Genomic DNA, 18327 nt, shown 5'->3' with positions numbered 1-18327 from the left:
GAAATATTAAATGCTTCTGCCATGATACTTGGTTCAGATCATGATCAAGACGTAACCTACTGGTATGAAGGGCGTTGTCCCTATAGTGGCGAAGTATTTAGTTTGCCAAGAACTTTGAAGGCTGAGGCGATCGCCAAAGATTTAATGCAAGAACTTGGGCGCATTTATCCCCATGATGTAGAAGGCAAAATGTATGGAATATTATTTACAGAATCATTAACGGGGGAAAGAGTCGTTTTGAAAGCTTTTTCTGGTTTGCTAAATGGAGAAAGTCAAATCCAAGGATGGGTTCCACCGATCGCAGGTAGAGAAAAAGTAGCCATAGAGGAATCTATCACTCTGATTAAATTAGCGGCAATTAAACAGGAACTAATTGAGTTAAGTGAGATTCCTGAACGCTGGGAATACGAGCAAAAATCCCAAGCATATGAGTCGGAATTTCAAGTTTTACGCGATCACCATCAAGTTTCTAAACAAACCAGACAGCTAAAAAGAACTCTTAATAATGCAGATTTAGAAGAGCTAAATCGTGAAAGTCAGTTAGAGAAGATGGCAAGACGTGATTTTAAACTCGATCGCGCTCATGTTTTGCTGCCATTAAAAGAGGCGATCGCATTTGCTGATGCAAAGATGCAGATCCTCAAAAAGCAACGCCGAGAGTTATCGCGCACTTTGCAAACGCAAATGCATAGTGCTTATGTGTTGACTAATTTTGCAGGGGAAACGCGATCGCTGCGAGAGTTAATTACGGAAGGATCTATGCCAACGGGAATGGGGGATTGTTGTGCGCCCAAGTTGTTGCATTATGCGGCGACGAATAATCTCACACCTATAGCCATGGCTGAATTTTGGTGGGGAAGTTCTTCACCTGATGGTTATAAAATGCAGAGTGAGTTTTATGGTGCTTGTGTGGAGAGGTGTCAGCCTGTGATGGGATTTTTATTGTCAGGAAGAAGATCTCCCCCAGCCCCCCATATTTTTGTAAGTCTGGCTAAGCCAGATTTACAAATTATCTATGAAGACAAGCATCTAATTGCGATCGCTAAACCCGCAGGACTTCTTTCTGTGCCCGGCCGATATTTGGATACTCAAGATAGTGTTCTCAGTCGGTTACGTCAAGCGCTAGGTGAAGATAAAACTCTTTATCCTGTGCATCGTCTAGATCGCCAAACGTCAGGAATTTTATTGTTTGCCCGTGATTTAGAATCTCTTCGCAGTTTGAACCATCAATTTGAACAGAGACAAATTCACAAAATATATGAGGCTTTGCTATCGGGAAAGATTGAGATTGAGTATGGGAAGATTGATTTGCCATTATGGAGCAATCCCGAAAATCGCCCCTTTCAACAAGTTGATTTTGAGCGTGGCAAACCTAGCGTGACAAGGTTTCGTTTGTTAGAAAACAAAGAGAATTATTCGCGAATAGAATTTAAGCCCTTAACTGGTAGAACTCATCAATTGCGAGTTCACTCTGCCGATTCCAGAGGTTTAGGCATAACAATTTTAGGCGATCGCCTTTATGGTTGTAATGCTGCAACCGATCGATTACATCTTCATGCCCGTGAGTTAACCTTCATGCATCCGCGATCGCAAGAAGTAATTCATTTGCAAATACCAGTTCCATTTTAATCCCTCTAAAGAAAGTTTATATTTTCAGCGCCTGCGGCACTGAAAATATAAACTTTCTTTAGCTGTCTCGGGAGAGCAGTTTACCGAGATATTGGTGTGCTTCTACCCAATCAGGGACAAGCTCGATCGCAGATTGGAAACAGGCGATCGCTTCATCGATTTTGCCAATGTTATTTAAGAGAATACCGAGATTAAAGTAAGGTTGAGCAAAATTTGGATCAATATCGATCGCTTCTTTGTAGGCAATGATCGCATCTTTAATCTGCTCTTTACGGATGAAAGCACTTCCCAAATTGCAATGGGCATCAGCATAGGCAGGATCGATTTGAATAGCTTGTTGAAAGCAAGCGATCGCACGATCTAAACAATCTGAGATCGCAGATTTTCCATCAGGACTTAGAGCGTTAAACTTAAACATCCATGCTACCCCAAGGGCATTGTAGTCTTTACTTTGCAGCAGTTCAGAGTTATTAGCATCGGCGCGTTCATAAATTGTCTGTACAGCTTCAGGATTATTTTGGCGCAAATAAACTAGTGCGATCGCCCGATAGCCATCTGAATAATCAGGATTTGTGGCGATCGCTCTTTCATAACTAGCCAGTGCTTCTGCGATTTTGCCCCGATCTTTAAGGCTATCCCCCAATTTGCAATGATATTCCGCCAAAAAGCGATCGGGATGAAATTCAAGTGCTTTTTGAAAATGAGTAATTGCTAGCTCAGCCCAGCCCATCTGTTGATACACATTACCCAATCCTAATTGTGCTTCCAAAGATTGAGGATCGAGCTGCACGGCTTGACTAAAACTGGCGATCGCCTCCATCGCATTTCCTTGCTGTTGATGAACTGTCCCAATGCGTTCATGGGCTGGAGCAAATTCTGGATTGATCGCTAAGGCGCGTTGATAATTTTTTAACGCGAGGGGCATATTTCCCGAATTTCGATAGCGATCGCCAAATTGGAGATATGTCTCAGGGGATTCAACAGTTGATGGATGGATAACATCAGTCATGGCGATTAAAGTCGGCTATAGTATTTGGATTTCTGATACAGCGCTTGGAGCTATGTCAAAAATCTAATACCATATTTCCCCAAAGGATTGTTGCAATTTCAGCCAGATTTATAAAATATAGCTATATCCTCTTAATGTTAGGACAAAAACAAAACCCAAAAGAGAGTCGCGGCGCGAAGCACCGCAACTCTCTTTTGGGCTTTATGTCTTAACCCACTTGGATATAAGTAGCTAGGCACAATTAAATATAAAACCCCAAAATCTGTACCGCCCGCGTAGCGGGCGGTACAGATTTTAACTCTGGGTTTTTAATTATGCCGAGGTACTTAGCTATATTTGTAAATCTGCTTTAATTTCATGAAAAGATCGATCTTGGTTGTGGCGTTATTACATATTTCATCATCACCAGCTCATGGTCAAATCTGCACGAACGGCTACTCTCATCAGAATTTAGAGGAAGAGGCTCCTGTCCAACGACTCGGCACTGCTCTCAACGAGAGAGAACTAGAATTGCATTGGTTTCAGCCTGCTGATTTTACAGAAATCTTCCCTTTTATAGGCAAATCTTATCAACTAGCGGAACATGAGGGCATTGACTTCATTAATACCAATCAGTCAGTTACTCAAGTTTCAGTGCATTCGGTCGCTGATGGCAAAGTTGTTTATATTCGTCGTGGCTGTCCTCAATCTAATCCATTCGGCTTTAATGAAAAATCACACAACTGTGGGGGAGGTTGGGGGAATCATATAGTGATCTTGCATCCTAATGGATTATTTACAAGGTATGCTCACCTTTATCCTGATACCATTCAAGTTCAAGTTGGGCAAAAAGTTCGTCGAGGAGAAGAGTTAGCAAAAATGGGAAACTCAGGTCGGAGTGATACGCGACATCTTCATTTTGAATTGGGCGTTGCGATTAAGTTCAATTCCTGTGAACCAGCGCAATCTTTTACATACGTTTATAATCCAGCAGCAGTGTTTCTAAATGACGATCGCTAACCGCTATAATCTGGTTATGTCAGCACCAATCTCAACTAAAGTCTTTACCATTGCTTTAGTCACCAACTTATTGGGGATGAGCATTAATCAGCCAACCTTTGCTCAAGTTGGTGAATATTGTCAATTTGATCGCGAAGCGATCGCTACCAAAGAAAATTTACGGACTGCGGTCTTTCAAGACACAAGTAAAAGTGCAAATTTAGACGCTACTAAAGAATATCAAGCGATTATCAGAGAACATAGCCAAGCACTAAATACCTGTCGTCAAAAATCTTGGCTCAAAACCCAAGGAATCTGGCTGCGCCTATATCCCTGTGATCTGCTGTCGGGAAAGCTTGATGAAGTGATGGATCGGATTGTGAATAAGGGCTATAACCAAGTTTTTATAGAGGTTCTCTCTGATGGCAAGATTCTATTACCACAATCAGAGAATGCGACTGCTTGGAATTCTCTAGTTCTGTCCGAACAGTACAAAAATGCAGATTTATTAAAACTGGCGATCTCTAAAGGTAGAGAACGTGGGATTAAGGTTCATGCATGGGTATTTACGATGAATGTGGGAACTGGCTATGGGAGAGGCTTAGATCGTAACGGATTGTCGAAATTAACCGTGGCTCGTCAAAATGCGATCGCTCGCAATGCTAATGGTGATAGTACAATTTCTATAGTTGAGAACTTAGGTAAAAATATTGCAGGAGAAGTTCCAACTAAAGATCAGTTATTTGTCGATCCCTACAATTATCAAGCTCAAAGCGATTTGTATTTGGCGGTGAATGAGGTCGTTAAGCGCAAACCTGACGGTGTGGTATTTGATTATGTGCGTTACAAGCGCGGTGCAGGTGCTGCTTCAGTGGTAAGCAATGTCCGCTATCTGTGGATTTACGGAACATCGTCATTACAAGCTCTACGCGATCGCGCTGAGAATTTCCAAGGTAGAGAAATTATCAATCGCTTTCTCAAACAGGGTTATGTCACACCAAACGATCTTAAAATCGTTAAAAAACTCTATCCCCAAGAAACTGAACCGCTCTGGCAAGGTCGCCAACCATCTAATCAATCTGGTCAAAAAGAGCCTGCGATCTCATACTGGCAGAAAGAACTATGGCAACTGGCTGTTGGTCATGCTTTTATCGGTGTGACTTATTATCTGGATATAGTTTCCAAGCCTGTTTTTCAGCAGAAAATCCCTGCTAGTATTGCTTTTTTTTCAGATGGTAATCAACCCGTAGGCGAAGGATTTGACTCACGGATGCAGCCTTGGCATTTATTCACTAGCGCCTATGAGTGGCAACCGATGGCGTATGCTGTCTGCGGCAAGCCAGACTGTATCGTGGATCAAGTTCGCAGGGTTGCGAACTATGCTCCAAATGGAACTAAGATCGCGCCGATTTTAGTAGGTCAATGGAATGAGCCCTTTACAAATCGTCCATCTTTGGAGTTACAAATGCAAGCAATTCGAGCGGCTGTGCCTGCGATTACTTCTATTAGTCATTTTGCTTTTGGTTGGCAAACACAAGAAATAGAATTTTCGCGATCGCGCCAAATATGCAAACTTTAAGAAGATAGGTGGCACTCTATGCCGCCTATCTTTTTAGAGTTTTGAGTCGTCCTAAGCTTCGTGTTGAGATTTAGTCATCATCACCACGATCACCACGTTCGACTTTTACGATTGTACCGAAACCAGGGATTAAACGACTAGGTAACCCAACAAAAACCACTCTCACAACTTGGGTAGTGGTAGTAGTAGAAGTGTTGGTAGAGGTGTTGGTAGAAGTATTAGTGGAAGTATTGTTAGAGGTGTTGTTGGAGGTATTGTTAGAAGTGTTGTTGGAGGTGTTATTGGAAGTATTGTTGGAGGTGTTGCTAGAATTAGCGATCGCTGTCAATAAAGCTTGATAAGATACCTCGCTAAAATAGTAGAGGTTCTTCTTCTGGAGATTGACGAAAACAAGCTTGTCTACGGCATTGCTATTACCTAGAGATACGGGATCGCTATCTCCTACTTCAGAAGACTTGGATTCAACATAGTTCAGCAAGCTCTGATTGTTGACAAGTACAAGCAGGAATTTGGTTTTACCAGGAGCCAAGAACTTGGGACTTAGACCAATCAACTTCAACAGTTTGGGATTGTTGACAATAATCAGAATTGTCTCGGTATTAACATTTGGCAAGGTGGTTGCGCTAGATGGCACAATCAGATTGCCACCAGTAATATCTCCCTTCAGGGTTGAAGAAACTAGACCATTAGGTGTGACGGTCTTGAGCGTACCGACAATCGCCGTTTTAGCGTTAGTAAATGTTCCCACTTGAGTTGGAATGGAGCCAGAAGCCAAACCAGTAGCACGTACATCGTCATCAACAAAAAAGTCGTTGGTTGTACGATTTAAATTGTTAAAGGTTTGAAATGTAAAGCTAGTGAGTTGCGCTGTTCCATAAGGTGTAAGCACTGTTGGGATGCTGTTGCCAACTGTTGTGCCATCAGTGAAACGAGTAACATCAAACTTGCCACTGGTAATCGGAATAACTACCGTATTTGCAGGTAAAGCGGAAATATTCGCTGTGGGAACTTTGATAAAAGAGTCTTTTTGGATGGAGCCAGTCACTGTTGCTGGTGCGGCTAAAGCCGAGACATTGCCAGGAGCAGTGGTGGTGACAACTTTGCCCTTGATGGTGGTGTCAGCATTTGTAAAATTTGCAGTTGTACCAGTGTCAAAATTTACAGAACCAGTCGATTTGCCAACAATATCAAAGCTATTGCCAGCGGTCAGATTGGTTGTGCCAGCAGTAGTTCCAGATAGTGCTGAAACTTGAGCAGTTCCAACTGGTGTTAGTACGGTTACGGCTGTGCTGTTAACGTTGTTTGTAGCGGCATTAGTCACATTTACGGTAAAACTGCCGCCAGTAATAGGAACTGAGGTAGTTTGAGCTAGTGATGGAGATGCCGCGATCGCTGTTGCACCAAGTGTAATTGCAATCGCCCCCAAATTGAATGTGTAATTCTTGATCCGAGTTAGCATTTTCATTTCCCTCTTGATATTTATTGGTTAGCGATTGAGTAATGCTGAAACTGAGACTTTATTTGCCAAAAGCTTCAGATAGACGTAAACATCTCGGAAGTAGTTCCAATAAGAATTTATTTCACCCAAGACGACTAGGCTATTTCTATGGTTCCCCAAATTCAAAAAAATCTTCTATCTAAAAAGTAAGGGCGGCGCGAAGCGCCGCCCTTACTTTTTGAACTTGTCTTAGAATGTGAAAGTTGTGCGGATAGCGCCAACGGTGATCGTGTCACTGCCAGCAGTTTGCACAGGATTAAAAATAAATAACACCCCTGGGGTAATACTTATATTGTCATTCAGGCGCATCCGATAAAACAACTCTAAATGAGTAGTTGTCGAAGGTTGTCCACCGAAGTCCCCTGCGTTAACACCAGTCAACCCGATCGCACTGGGAATGTTAAAAGCAGGTACGCCATTTTGGGTAATGTTACTGCTGGTGATCTTGGGAGGCTGTCCAACATAGATCCCGCCCAAGTTACCTTCAGCAAACAAGTCGGGGAAGTTGAGAAAAGCCATCCAGTTAAATGTATTAACTGTGCCACCTAAGCCCGCATCTCTAGACTCTGATGTGGTGTAACCAGCCCAACCACCCAAGGTGATCTGACGAGAGATTCTCCATGTCGCCGTCCCGCCAAAAGCATTAGTTGAGAAACGTCCTGAGATCGGACCGATTAAGTTATCGCCAACGCCTGTATTTAAGCTGGCATTAGTGGTGTAGGAATTAAGGTAATAAAGCGCGAGATCAATTGCCTCACTGGGAGTAATCGCCAGTTGGACACCTGCGGTAAAGGGCCCACCTGTTAAACCATTTTGAGGATCGGATGCCAAGGATGCAGCATAAACGCCTTGCAAGCTAATGTTATCGCTGATTTGCCAGTCAAAACCAATCCCCGCTTGTCCTGGGAAGTTGAGGATTGGGTTGCGTTGAGCAAAGGCTGAGAGCGCACCTTGACCAGCGCTTTCATAACGGTTAGGGCCACGAAATACGCTGGATGGGGCAACCCCTGCTGCGCCGACAATCACCGCAAGGCGATCGCCTACTAAAAAGCGATAGGACAAATCACTTAGTTGCAGTGAGTTACCTGTGTCAAGTTCATATCCGAGGCGAGTGTAGCTATTAGTTAGAAAGTTGTTGTTAGCAAAAAGTGTGGAAGCGGTGGAAGCATTTCCTGCTTGAATACCTGTTAACAAAAGGCTGCGATTGTCAAACTGGGTGACCAAGCTGAGTTGCAGGTTATAGCCAAAGGTGAGATTAGTCGCATCATCAACGGTGTTGCGTGTGCCATCTCTAGGTGTAAGACTACCAGTATTAGGCAAGCGACTTTGCAATCCAAAAATGGCTTGACCAAATAGTTTCGTCGTCGTGGAAAATTGCTGCGCTTCTAGTTTGGCTGTTTTTGCATCGAGTGCATCAACTCGACCACGTAACGTTGCAAGTTCTGCGGCAAATTCTTCTTGCAACTTTTTCAAGGTTTCGAGATCTTCTTTACCAACTTTGTCAGATAGCCCAGAGGAGATGATTTCGTTGATTTTGTCGAGGCAAGCGTTTAAACCTGCGGCAAATTCATAACGGCTGGTTGCTTGATTGCCACGATAAGTACTATTAGGATAGCCAGCGATGCATCCATAGCGCTCTACGAGGGATTGTAATGCTGTAAAAGCCCAGTCTGTGGGTTTGACATCACTCAGTTGCGAAACCGAGGTAACACCCTGAGCATTAAGACTGGGTTTAGTGCGATCGCTAGTTTTGACTGGTTTTGACTGTACTAACTCAGTATTGATCGCCTTAATAATTTGTGAGTCAGTACTAGGATTTACTGGTGCTTGGAATGTCTCAGATTTGTTAGGGGCGATCGCTGGCGTGAGCAATTGATCGCGACCAATTGACCGAATTAGCTCAGATTCATTTGTGGCGATCTTTGCTTCTTTTTGAGCTTCAGCCTGAGCATTGCTGGAGTTTAAGATACTAGATATTAGTGTTGTTGTGATCGTTGTTGCGGCAAGGGCAACTAACTTGATGGAGCTACCAGATCTGATTTTAATCATAAACGTTTACAATCCTCACATGTTCACTATTTATTTAGGTACAGAAATTACGCTTCCTGCTAAAGGACGAATTTAAAGATGATTGGTTCCTAAATATTTAAAACATTTTTGCGGATCTTTACAAGCTTCAGACATAGAATTAAACCATTTGTACTAGACATGCCTCGCATTCCTCAGCTAACTTACGATCGCGGAACCTTAGTTCTCCATCCACCGCCCAAGGGCAAATCATGGATTGAATTTGCCACTTGGGACGATCGCATTGAGAAATTTCGGATTCCTGCTAATCGCTATCGCGAGTTGATTTTGACTTTGCGATCGGAAGGAATTGCGATCGAAGATAAGTCACGGGGATACCAAGAAGTCAACTTAAATTCTCATACCAAAATGGAACCGTATCCTCACCAGAGTGAGGCTCTAGCAGCATGGCAAAGAGTTGGCAAGTGCGGTGTGGTGGTTTTGCCAACCGCCGCAGGTAAAACTTATCTAGCGCAGTTAGCGATGCAAGTTACAAATCGCAGCACCTTAATTGTTGTGCCAACTCTCGATTTGATGCATCAGTGGTATGCCCATTTATTAGCCGCGTTTCCTGATGTGGAGATTGGGCTATTGGGAGGAGGCTCTCGCGATCGCACAGCGATTTTAGTATCAACCTATGATAGTGCCGCTATTCAAGCAGAATCCTTGGGGAATCTCTATGGATTGATTGTGTTCGATGAATGTCATCATTTACCCACGGACTTTTTTCGAGTGATTGCCGAATATGCGATCGCACCCTATCGACTGGGTTTAACCGCCACACCAGAGCGCAGTGATGGTAAACACGCAGATTTAGAACTTCTAATTGGTGAAGAAGTCTATCGCAAATCCGCCGAAGATTTAGCAGGACAGGCTCTTGCGGAACATAAAATCGTGCAGATTAAAGTTTCTCTTTCGGCACAAGAACGCGATCGCTACGATTCTCTAATTCAAAGTCGTAATATTTTTCTGAAGGAAGCAAAAATTTCCCTTGGTAGTCTAGAAGGCTGGCAAAGATTTGTACAGGCAAGTGCGCGATCGCAAGCTGGTCGAAGAGCAATGCTTGCCCATCGAGAATCAAAGGAACTATCTTTAGGAACTGAAGCAAAATTACGAGTTTTGTCAGATTTACTGGCTCAACATTTCAGCGAGAGGATTCTGATTTTCACGAACGACAATGCCACGGTTTATCGGATCTCACAAGATTTATTAATTCCAGCCCTCACCCATCAAACTCCTGTGAAAGAACGCCACGAAATCTTAACGTTCTTTCGTGAAGGCAAATATAAAACCCTAGCTGCTTCCCATGTTTTAAATGAAGGTGTCGATGTACCTGATGCAAGAATTGCCATCCTGCTATCAGGTACAGGCTCAGCCCGTGAATATATTCAGCGCTTAGGACGAGTGTTGCGGCGGGGTACTGAGGCAAATAAGCAAGCAATTCTCTATGAAGTGGTGACTGAAGATACTAGCGAAGTAAGAACTTCAGAGCGACGCAGAGGCATCGAGCGATCACGTCCAGATACTCCTCAGGACAATGTCGTACAAATGGGAATTAAGTACGACAAAGATCTCCATAAAAAACAGGCGATCGCTGCCGAAAATCCGAATGATTACGATATACAAACCAAAAAATAAAACCCAATATTTTTGTTGAGAGTGTTGCAAAGCAACACTCTCAACAAAAATATTGGGTTTTATTTCAGCGCAAAGCGCTGTAAGAAAAAAATGTATACATTTTTTGACGTAAGAAGCCAGAAAAAATCGTTTAAAATAAGTTAGACCGCAATCATTTGGTAGCCATTATGGAACTTGCAGCATATATATATGATGCATGGGCATATGAACAAGCCAATCAAGGAGCGACAGATCTCAATCTGCTTACTTGTGATGAGCTTGATGCTGATGAGTATCAGCCAAATAAGCTTGCCTGGAATTTTGCTGCGATCAAACAGCAAGCCTATTTACTCTCAGCGATCGCCTTTACCAGTCTCAGTGGATTGAGCTGGAATTTAGCACCTGCGATCGCTGCTCACTTTTTAGAGCCTGCGGTAAATGTTGCGCCTTGGTGTAACCAGTTATATATATGCAATACCAGCTATATGTTAGAGGTGCAGACTTTACTAGCTCAACGTGGGTTTGCGGTCGGAGAAATTGATGGAGTTTATGGCAGATATACCAAGCAAGCTGTAATTAACTTTCAAAGAACTCAAGCTAATCTGGTTGCCGATGGGATTCCTGGAGAAAGAACCTTGGCATTGCTGCGAAATTCATCAGTTAGTCAACCTTTAGCCCCGCAGCAACCAAATAAAACTACAGGGCAAATTACTATTAGCGATCGCTCAAGCCCATCACCAAGTCAATCACCAAACCAGACAATTGTGATTGTGCGATCGAATAATGCTCAAGTCAGCAGCTCTCAGCAGCCAGTGATAAGTGAGATCGGAAATTTGCAAATATTGCTAAAACAAAGGGGATTTTATCAAGGTGAAATTGATGGACAACTAGGGCAAACCACAACTAACGCCGTATTGAAGGCACAGCAAGCCTATGCCCTATCTCAAGATGGCTTTGTAGGACCTTTAACAATGCGCTCATTGTTAGCTGGTGGCAACAATCTTCCCCTCACTCAGCCTGCTTTGCCGCGATTGCCAACAACACAAGATGTCTTGGCAATCCAAACATTACTCAAAGAACGAGGTTTTTATGATGCAGATCTCAGTGGTCTATACAACATTCAGACTAAGGCAAGTATTTTGAAAGCTCAACTTGCTTACGGACAGGCTGCTACAGGTGATTTGACCTCAGATTTACTGACAGCCCTTAAATCTCAAAACCCAGCTCAGAATATTGTTCAAATTTCTTCTAGCAGTCCAAACAATCAAACTATTCAGCTAATTCCTAGCAGCACTCAGTTAGGTAATGGAACCCAAGTGCCAACCTCTAGTCAAAATGCACCAGCAGCCAAAAATGCCAATTCGTCCTAAATAAAAGCTGAACAAATCTCGTCAATTCCACTGAATTTTTCTCAAACGCAAATCTTAATTTTCAATCTCAACAAGGTCTAATTATGGAACTCTTAGCATATATCCAAGAAGAATTTATCAATGCTGATGATTCGGCGATCGCCAGTGAAATGCCTGAAACTTTCCAAGTATGGTTCAAGAAATTTACTACTAATTCTGCCAAACTCAGCTTGAATGTACTCCTAACAGGTACTACTCTGCTAATTGGTTTGGGATCAACCCTAAATGCTTTAGCCGCCGAAGCCCCATCATCGGATGTGAAATATGTGCAATCGCTACTAGCAAAAAACGGCTTTGATCCTGGGGCGATCGATGGTGTCGCTGGAGCGTCAACTAAAAATGCCATCCTTCGCGCTCAAAAAGCCTTTGGACTCACTCCCGACGGAATTGTTGGTAGTCGGACGATCGCTGCTCTCGAAGATGGCAAATCCGTAGATGAAAGTGCCACAAAAGTCGATGTCGTTGATACCAAAGTTAATGTCAGCGAAACTACGAGTAGTGCTTCATCGACTGTGATGAATCTTCAGAAATTACTTGCTGATCGCGGATTTTACAATGGTGCTGTTGATGGCATCATGGGATCTCAGACTCGCTCTGCGATCGTCGCCGCTCAAAAAGCTTATAACCTAACAGCCGATGGTGTTGCAGGACCACAGACCTTGGCGGCGCTAGAGTCAGATGGTGCTAGAGCAGCTACAACAACTATTAGCTCCACCAGTACCACTACTAAAAGTGCAGAAGTTTCCAGCCTGCAAGAGTTGCTCAGCAATCGTGGTTTTTACAATGGTGCGGTGGATGGCATCATGGGACCACAGACTCGCACAGCGATCGTTGCGGCTCAGAAAAACTATGGCTTAACTACTGATGGTATTGCAGGCGCTCAAACTCTTGCCGCTCTAGATTCAGGAGTTAGCAAAGTCAGCGTTGCCACCAAGAATACTGAAACTATACCCTCGGCTACGAAAACTAGTGATAAAGATGTTGTCGCCTTACAACAGTTACTAGCCAGACGCGGTTTTTACAATGGTGCGATTGATGGAGTCAAGGGAGCACAGACAAATGCCGCGATCGCTACTGCTCAAAAAAACTACGGCTTAACAGTCGATGGCATTGCGGGCACTCAAACCATAGCAGCGTTGCAAACCGATGCAAAACCATCGGTAGCAGCCCCTAAACCAACCACAAGTAATCAAGCTGCGAATACTGTGATTCCAGCTATTGACGGTGGAGTAGCCAACTTACAAAATTTGCTGACCGATCGCGGATTTTATAATGGGCCAATTACAGGATTTTTAGGTACACGTACTAGGGACGCAATCGTTGCCGCTCAAAAAGCCTACGGTTTGACTGCGGATGGTGTGGCTGGGGCGAGAACGATCGCCGCTCTAGAAGCAGGTGCACCAAAACAACCGATTGCGGCAACAAATGTCACGCCAACAATTCGTGTAGAACCTAAACCGCAGGTAACACCACAACCTACTCCACAACCTCAAGCAGTAGTCACTCCAAAACCACAACCCACGGTACAAGCAACTCCAAAACCTACAACAACACCAGCAGCACAGCCCACTACAGCACCAGCAGCACAGCCCACTACAGCACCAGTAGCACAGCCCACAACACCAGCAGCAACAGCAAACACACAAGTCTCAGAATTGCAGCGATTATTGGCTCAGAGAGGTTTCTACACTGGTAAAGTCGATGGTGTATTGAGCGGTGAAACTCGTAATGCGATCATCAGAGCGCAAAACTTTTATACAATTATCCCTGCTGATGGCTCACCAAGCAATAAACTGATTGATAGTCTTAGTAAAGATACATTTATTTCTGAAGGCAATTAAGTCAGATGCGGTTCCGTAACCTTGCCATTAATTTGGGGGCGATCGCTATTTTTGGAGCGATCACCCTCAGTTTGCAGTTCCCCAAGCTCAATCAACGATTGACTGGACAAACCATAGAAGAAACTCGTAAGGCAGTCAGAGATGAAGAAGCGCGTCTCAAATTAGTTAAACAGTTACCGCCACGGGGATTTGGTTTTAATAACTTGATTGCTGACTTTGCTTTTTTGCAGTTTTTACAATATTTTGGTGATGATATTGCCAGAAATGACTTTCAAACGGGGTATAGCTTAAGTCCGCTTTATTTTGCCAATATTATCGATCGCGATCCCAGATTTACTAGTAGTTACATCTATATGTCATCTAGCGTATCAATGTTTGCGGGAGTTCCTAGTAAAGCTATCGAAATCTATAATAAGGGTTTAAAATTTCTAAATCCCGATCAACAACCAAGTGCCTATACCGTTTGGCGATACAAGGCAACCGATCAACTATTGTTTTTAGGGGACGCTAAAGGAGCTAGAGAGTCCTATCTGAAAGCTGCTGAATGGGCAGATAAAGCGAGTTTGTCAGGCAAAAAACTTGTTGAAGATCCAAAGTTGTCAGCCGAGTTATCTCGTCAATCAGCACAATGGCTCGAAGAAGATCGGGATTTGACTAAAGCTCAAATTGGTGCTTGGTCATTAGTTTTGCAAAATGCTACTGACAAAAAAACCGTCCAGATAGTTGCTCAAGAACTAGACAAACTGGGCATGAAAATTGAGATTAAAAATGGTCAACAAGTTGTGGTTGCCAAATAAAAAAGGGCGCGTTACGCCCTTTTTTATTTAGTTTGCGGTTAGCCATTTCTGGGCATTTAAGCGTTGAATTACGCCAAATACGAGTAAATCGAGAGGTGCTTTGCGCTCATCGATCAAAAATGGCTCGATCGTGCTAGGCGATCGACCAGCATCAGCACAGGAAAAAGCCTTCTGAGCATTGAGATCTGCTTTAGAAAAATAAACTGTAAACTGGCGTAGACCTTGCGCCCAAGTCCCACGCACTTGAGAATTGCCAAACTGCAATTGCAAATCATCGATACCTTGCTTCCCAAAGGCTTTGGTTAGGGCTGGTAGATAATGCTTGTTAATAAATTCGTCAAAGGGTAACTCTTCGATCGCAGGTGGTTTTTCGGCTTTGGGCTTCGCGGCAGGTTTTGCCTTTGGCTCTTCAGAAGTTGGTGCAGTGGTTTCAGACATAATTTTTGAGATGTTGCTAAATAACTTTAAAAAGTAGACGACGCTTTGCGTCGTCTACACTACTGGGCTTCAGTATTCACAATCTGGGGTAGTCCCATGCTGTAGTTAAGCGATCGATGATTGAGGTTGTAGGTAACTTCGCCTTGTTGCAATAGAGATCGCACAAAATGCTCTAAATCCGAACCAATGCGACGCAAGTTGTAATCTGTCAAATCAGCACCTTTGTAGTCCGCTACAAGCTCATCGAACTTGCGATAAACCTTTTGCAGAGCGCCATCTGTCCAGTTCAGTTCATTATCAGGATCAACATCTATAGTCAAAGTATTTTCGCTATCGATCAGCTCATCATTCTGCTCCTCAACAATGGCAGCATAAATCTGAATATGACGGGTTGTAGATTTGAGCGGCATAAAGATATGTGAGTAGGGTAAGTATTGAAGAACTAACTTTAGATTATTGCAAATTTTTAGAGATTCCTAACCTAAAAAATTGGTTCGGCGGGCTTTGCCTGCCGAACCAATTAAAGAAAAGGCATCGCTTCGCGATGCCTTTTCTTTAGCTTGCTAGATATTCTTGCATACGGGCTTTGCGCTTACGAAGATAATCCATCGCTTGACGCTCTAATTGCCTTACTTGCTCTCGGCTAAGATCCATGCGCTTACTGATACTAGCTAACGACATTTCCTGTCCATCCTCTAGTCCGTAGCGTAAAATCATCACTTGACGTTGCTTTTCGGGTAACTCCTTGAGTAAGCTTTGGAGATCTGTACGCAAAGACTCTCTCTCTACGTAGTTATCAGGAGAACGTCCCGTATCTTCTAAGAGTTCGGCAAGTTCCGTATCTTGGTTATCACCAATACGTAAATCAAGGGAAATTGGTTGACGCGATAGTGACAAACATTCACGAACTTGATCGGTTTTGATATTTAACTCATAGGCAATTTCAGCAACTGTGGCAACTCGACCAAGATCTTGCGAAAGTTGACGCTGAGCTTTCTTGATTTTGTTGAGCTTTTCGGTGATGTGAACTGGTAAGCGAATAGTCCGCGCTTGTTGGGCGATCGCTCTCGTAATCGCTTGACGAATCCACCAGTACGCATAAGTTGAAAACTTAAAGCCTTTGGTTGGGTCAAACTTATCTACCGCACGCTCTAATCCTAGAGTTCCTTCCTGCACTAAGTCTAAAAGCTCTAAGTTTCTTTTTTGATATTTCTTAGCGACAGAGACAACTAAACGGAGGTTTGCCTCGATCATTTTGCGTTTAGCGCGTGTACCAACACGAATAAGGCTATGCAAAATCTCTCGCTCCAGACCAGCAGCTTCAGCCCACTCTTGCTCAGTTGGGAGGCGATCGCTATTTTGAGCGATCTTTTCTTGGACTTCAAATAGCGTCATCATCTGTTGTACTTGCTTTCCATAGATAATCTCCTCTTCATTACTGAGTAGAGGGATTTTCCCGATTTCATGCAAGTACGTGCGAACCATGTCAGCAGACAGACCGACCTGCTTGTTAGCTTGCCTATCCACTGTCTTTGGTGTGGGTTGGGTCAATGGTTCTTCAGACATATCGCTCCTCAATTTTTTTAAACTAAGCGTTTTTAAGAGTGCTTCTCCAAGACTAAAAGTCTGAGACTAAAAGAAGACCCGATAACTTTAAAAATCCAAATTTACTAGCCCGATAGCTTAAAATCACAATCTTTAAGTTTTATAAAGTTGACCTACTAATGCGTGATTTACTCCAAAGTTGATTTGTATAATACATGATCAACCTTTTTGTCTCTTGCATCTTGAGTAACATATTATTACAAATAAACTAGAAAAGTCAAAGGACGGCTATCACTATCTCTCTAAAGATTTGACTGGAATTTGACTAGGTATTTACACTTATTGATTTAGGTTTTCATGATATTCAAAATGCTCATTGATTGCTACTAATTTAATTAGAAAGCTCTAATGACAAAAGAAGCTAGGCAACTGCAACATTGGTCTAAAAATTAAATGCGATCAAATACAAATAAAGTTACGTATTTAACTACTTGTTTGGATTTAGCAAATGTCCAGTAAATACAATTGTTTAGGGGAATTGCTTAGAAAAATTGTTTAGACATCAAAATGTAGATAAAGGAAAATCTGAAGCCCTAATCGATAAACTCAAAATGTGTAATGGGAAGTCGTACACAAGCTTTGAGTAATAATGACTGCTGAAGTTGATTTCTGAAACTGTTTCACTGATTGCCAAGTCATATAGGACGGGACTAATAAACTAGAGGTTCCCGATGCCTATGTTTCAGAATCAACTATATTCATTGATAAGCTTTAAGGTTTATGGGAGTGCGCGCCTTCGGCGCGCACTCCCATAAACCTTAAAGCTTATTAAATCTAAAGCGTCACAATAATAGTTGCCACAATATGAACTTTGCATTAATTATTCCCTGTGATGGCTTTTACTTATCTTTAAATTTGCTTAAGAAAAATTATATAAACTTACACACAATTCTCAATAACCCGATCAATAAACTTTAGCCACTAGCCTTTTGATTAATTGTCACAAATGCCTCATTTATGCGATTCATTTATGCGATCGCATAATTTGCTAGCGTTATTTTATTGTTAGGTAAAAGCTGCAAAATGCAATCACTCATCTGGGTGAAGTTAAATATCAGAAATTAGCAAATCCATGTCAATTTTTTTGATGTCATGAAATTGATTTGATGTAATTTGTTGGTGAGCCATTGTGCATAAAGCTAATATCATGAAATTTACCTATGGTTTATTTCTAGAATTTGTTCGTGATGTGGCAAAGTCTTCCCCTGAGATCGAGTTTGAAGATCGCATCGTGGATAATATGCGTATGCAACTGATGCAGAAACCTGAACTCTATGATGTGTTGGTATTGCCTAATCTCTATGGTGATATTGTTTCTGACCTAACTTCAGGGATGATTGACGGCTTGGGTGTTGCCCCAGTTGCAACTATGGAGACGGAATGGCTTCAAACAAAGCCATTCCTGGCTCTACACCAAAATATGCGCGTCAAAACAAGGTTGCCTCCACGGCTTTGATTTTGTCGGAGGGCTTTAATACTTATGCGTTTGGGTGAGCCTGAAGCTGCGATCCTTGTCCAAAAAGCAGTCGAGGCAGTAATCGCTGAAGGTAAGTATGTTAACTATGATCTCGCGACTGCTGATAGTTCGTCTGTGGGTACTCAAAAAATGGCTGAGGCGATCGCGACAAAAGCTACCCCATAATATTACTAAATTCGCTATTGTTAAGTACTGACAATGTTAACAATTGAAAATTTGATTTTATTCCAGAAGAACAGTTTAAGATCTAGAGAGCCGCAAGATTTTTTGTTAAAAGTGCTGCAAAGCAGCACTTTTAACAAAAAATCTTGGTTAAGTAACTCGGCATAATTAACCCCCCAGACCCAAAATCTGTACCGCCCGCTGCGCGGGCGGTACAGATT

At 42.7% G+C, this 18327-nt stretch carries 16 protein-coding genes; 9 read left to right on the top strand and 7 right to left on the bottom strand.

The window, feature by feature from the left end; all coding sequences use genetic code 11:
• The first annotated feature begins 21 nt into the window (after window positions 1–21).
• Window positions 22–1629 carry an RluA family pseudouridine synthase gene (locus tag APA_RS09535; RefSeq protein ID WP_201322061.1) on the top strand — a complete coding sequence of 536 codons (1608 nt, stop codon included), beginning with the start codon at window positions 22–24 and terminating at the stop codon, window positions 1627–1629.
• A gap of 58 nt (window positions 1630–1687) precedes the next feature.
• Here APA_RS09535 and APA_RS09530 read toward each other — a convergent pair whose 3' ends face one another.
• On the bottom strand, window positions 1688–2638 hold the full coding sequence (locus tag APA_RS09530) for a tetratricopeptide repeat protein (RefSeq protein WP_201322047.1): 951 nt from the start codon (window positions 2636–2638) through the stop codon (window positions 1688–1690).
• Between the two features lie 357 nt (window positions 2639–2995).
• Here APA_RS09530 and APA_RS09525 point away from each other — a divergent pair, with 357 nt between their 5' ends.
• Together APA_RS09525 and APA_RS09520 are read left to right on the top strand one after the other, a co-directional pair.
• Window positions 2996–3637, top strand: a complete 642-nt coding sequence (locus tag APA_RS09525) for a M23 family metallopeptidase (RefSeq protein ID WP_201322046.1) — start codon at window positions 2996–2998, stop codon at window positions 3635–3637.
• Complete coding sequence (locus APA_RS09520) at window positions 3624–5195, top strand: family 10 glycosylhydrolase (protein WP_236579481.1); 1572 nt, start codon at window positions 3624–3626, stop codon at window positions 5193–5195. Before APA_RS09525 ends, APA_RS09520 begins: the two co-directional genes overlap by 14 nt.
• A gap of 70 nt (window positions 5196–5265) precedes the next feature.
• On the opposite strand, the gene APA_RS09515 is transcribed toward APA_RS09520, so the two are convergent.
• Window positions 5266–6654, bottom strand: coding sequence for a hypothetical protein (locus tag APA_RS09515; RefSeq protein WP_201322045.1), 1389 nt, complete (start codon window positions 6652–6654; stop codon window positions 5266–5268).
• 228 nt (window positions 6655–6882) lie between these two features.
• Window positions 6883–8742 (bottom strand): iron uptake porin, encoded by a 1860-nt coding sequence (locus APA_RS09510; RefSeq protein WP_201322044.1) that lies wholly within the window; start codon window positions 8740–8742, stop codon window positions 6883–6885.
• Window positions 8743–8901: 159 nt separating this feature from the next.
• Between APA_RS09510 and APA_RS09505 the strand changes: the two genes are divergently transcribed.
• The 4 genes from APA_RS09505 to APA_RS09475 all read left to right on the top strand — a co-directional run bounded on the left by APA_RS09505 (window position 8902) and on the right by APA_RS09475 (window position 14424).
• Window positions 8902–10398 (top strand): DEAD/DEAH box helicase, encoded by a 1497-nt coding sequence (locus APA_RS09505; protein ID WP_201322043.1) that lies wholly within the window; start codon window positions 8902–8904, stop codon window positions 10396–10398.
• A 167-nt stretch (window positions 10399–10565) separates the two neighbouring features.
• Entirely contained in the window at window positions 10566–11747 is a 1182-nt protein-coding gene (locus APA_RS09500) for a peptidoglycan-binding protein (RefSeq protein WP_201322042.1), read from the top strand.
• An 83-nt stretch (window positions 11748–11830) separates the two neighbouring features.
• Window positions 11831–13627 carry a peptidoglycan-binding protein gene (locus APA_RS25170; protein ID WP_236579480.1) on the top strand — a complete coding sequence of 599 codons (1797 nt, stop codon included), beginning with the start codon at window positions 11831–11833 and terminating at the stop codon, window positions 13625–13627.
• A 5-nt stretch (window positions 13628–13632) separates the two neighbouring features.
• Complete coding sequence (locus APA_RS09475) at window positions 13633–14424, top strand: hypothetical protein (protein WP_201322041.1); 792 nt, start codon at window positions 13633–13635, stop codon at window positions 14422–14424.
• 27 nt (window positions 14425–14451) lie between these two features.
• Here the strand turns inward: APA_RS09475 and APA_RS09470 are convergent, their stop codons facing one another.
• From APA_RS09470 to APA_RS09460, 3 genes are all read right to left on the bottom strand, one after another.
• A complete protein-coding gene (locus APA_RS09470) occupies window positions 14452–14862 on the bottom strand; it encodes a DUF2996 domain-containing protein (protein ID WP_201322040.1) in 411 nt (136 codons plus the stop codon).
• A 59-nt stretch (window positions 14863–14921) separates the two neighbouring features.
• Window positions 14922–15272 carry an NAD(P)H-quinone oxidoreductase subunit M gene (locus tag APA_RS09465; protein WP_201322039.1) on the bottom strand — a complete coding sequence of 117 codons (351 nt, stop codon included), beginning with the start codon at window positions 15270–15272 and terminating at the stop codon, window positions 14922–14924.
• Window positions 15273–15417: 145 nt separating this feature from the next.
• Window positions 15418–16428: an RNA polymerase sigma factor, RpoD/SigA family gene (locus APA_RS09460; RefSeq protein WP_268961909.1), complete on the bottom strand. Its 1011-nt coding sequence runs from the start codon at window positions 16426–16428 to the stop codon at window positions 15418–15420.
• 1168 nt (window positions 16429–17596) lie between these two features.
• Here APA_RS09460 and APA_RS25590 point away from each other — a divergent pair.
• Both APA_RS25590 and APA_RS25160 read left to right on the top strand, forming a co-directional pair.
• Complete coding sequence (locus APA_RS25590) at window positions 17597–17923, top strand: isocitrate/isopropylmalate family dehydrogenase (protein WP_307837228.1); 327 nt, start codon at window positions 17597–17599, stop codon at window positions 17921–17923.
• Between the two features lie 24 nt (window positions 17924–17947).
• Window positions 17948–18109: an isocitrate/isopropylmalate family dehydrogenase gene (locus APA_RS25160; protein WP_236579478.1), complete on the top strand. Its 162-nt coding sequence runs from the start codon at window positions 17948–17950 to the stop codon at window positions 18107–18109.
• A gap of 20 nt (window positions 18110–18129) precedes the next feature.
• Here the strand turns inward: APA_RS25160 and APA_RS25155 are convergent.
• A partial coding sequence (locus APA_RS25155) for a hypothetical protein (RefSeq protein ID WP_236579477.1) occupies window positions 18130–18327 on the bottom strand: 198 nt, incomplete at its 5' end.

It is taken from the genome of Pseudanabaena sp. lw0831, from assembly GCF_016584665.1.
Taxonomy (GTDB): Bacteria; Cyanobacteriota; Cyanobacteriia; order Pseudanabaenales; family Pseudanabaenaceae; genus Pseudanabaena.
Note: the sequence above shows the minus strand (reverse complement) of the source record. Positions and strands in the feature narration are given on the sequence as shown.

Bases quoted from the DNA above. Each gene is read 5' to 3' on its own strand.
- APA_RS09535 (WP_201322061.1), top strand. From the start codon at position 22: ATGATACTTGGTTCAGATCATGATCAAGACGTAACCTACTGGTATGAA.
- APA_RS09530 (WP_201322047.1), bottom strand. From the start codon at position 2,638: ATGACTGATGTTATCCATCCATCAACTGTTGAATCCCCTGAGACATAT.
- APA_RS09525 (WP_201322046.1), top strand. From the start codon at position 2,996: ATGAAAAGATCGATCTTGGTTGTGGCGTTATTACATATTTCATCATCA.
- APA_RS09520 (WP_236579481.1), top strand. From the start codon at position 3,624: ATGACGATCGCTAACCGCTATAATCTGGTTATGTCAGCACCAATCTCA.
- APA_RS09515 (WP_201322045.1), bottom strand. From the start codon at position 6,654: ATGCTAACTCGGATCAAGAATTACACATTCAATTTGGGGGCGATTGCA.
- APA_RS09510 (WP_201322044.1), bottom strand. From the start codon at position 8,742: ATGATTAAAATCAGATCTGGTAGCTCCATCAAGTTAGTTGCCCTTGCC.
- APA_RS09505 (WP_201322043.1), top strand. From the start codon at position 8,902: ATGCCTCGCATTCCTCAGCTAACTTACGATCGCGGAACCTTAGTTCTC.
- APA_RS09500 (WP_201322042.1), top strand. From the start codon at position 10,566: ATGGAACTTGCAGCATATATATATGATGCATGGGCATATGAACAAGCC.
- APA_RS25170 (WP_236579480.1), top strand. From the start codon at position 11,831: ATGGAACTCTTAGCATATATCCAAGAAGAATTTATCAATGCTGATGAT.
- APA_RS09475 (WP_201322041.1), top strand. From the start codon at position 13,633: ATGCGGTTCCGTAACCTTGCCATTAATTTGGGGGCGATCGCTATTTTT.
- APA_RS09470 (WP_201322040.1), bottom strand. From the start codon at position 14,862: ATGTCTGAAACCACTGCACCAACTTCTGAAGAGCCAAAGGCAAAACCT.
- APA_RS09465 (WP_201322039.1), bottom strand. From the start codon at position 15,272: ATGCCGCTCAAATCTACAACCCGTCATATTCAGATTTATGCTGCCATT.
- APA_RS09460 (WP_268961909.1), bottom strand. From the start codon at position 16,428: ATGTCTGAAGAACCATTGACCCAACCCACACCAAAGACAGTGGATAGG.
- APA_RS25160 (WP_236579478.1), top strand. From the start codon at position 17,948: ATGCGTTTGGGTGAGCCTGAAGCTGCGATCCTTGTCCAAAAAGCAGTC.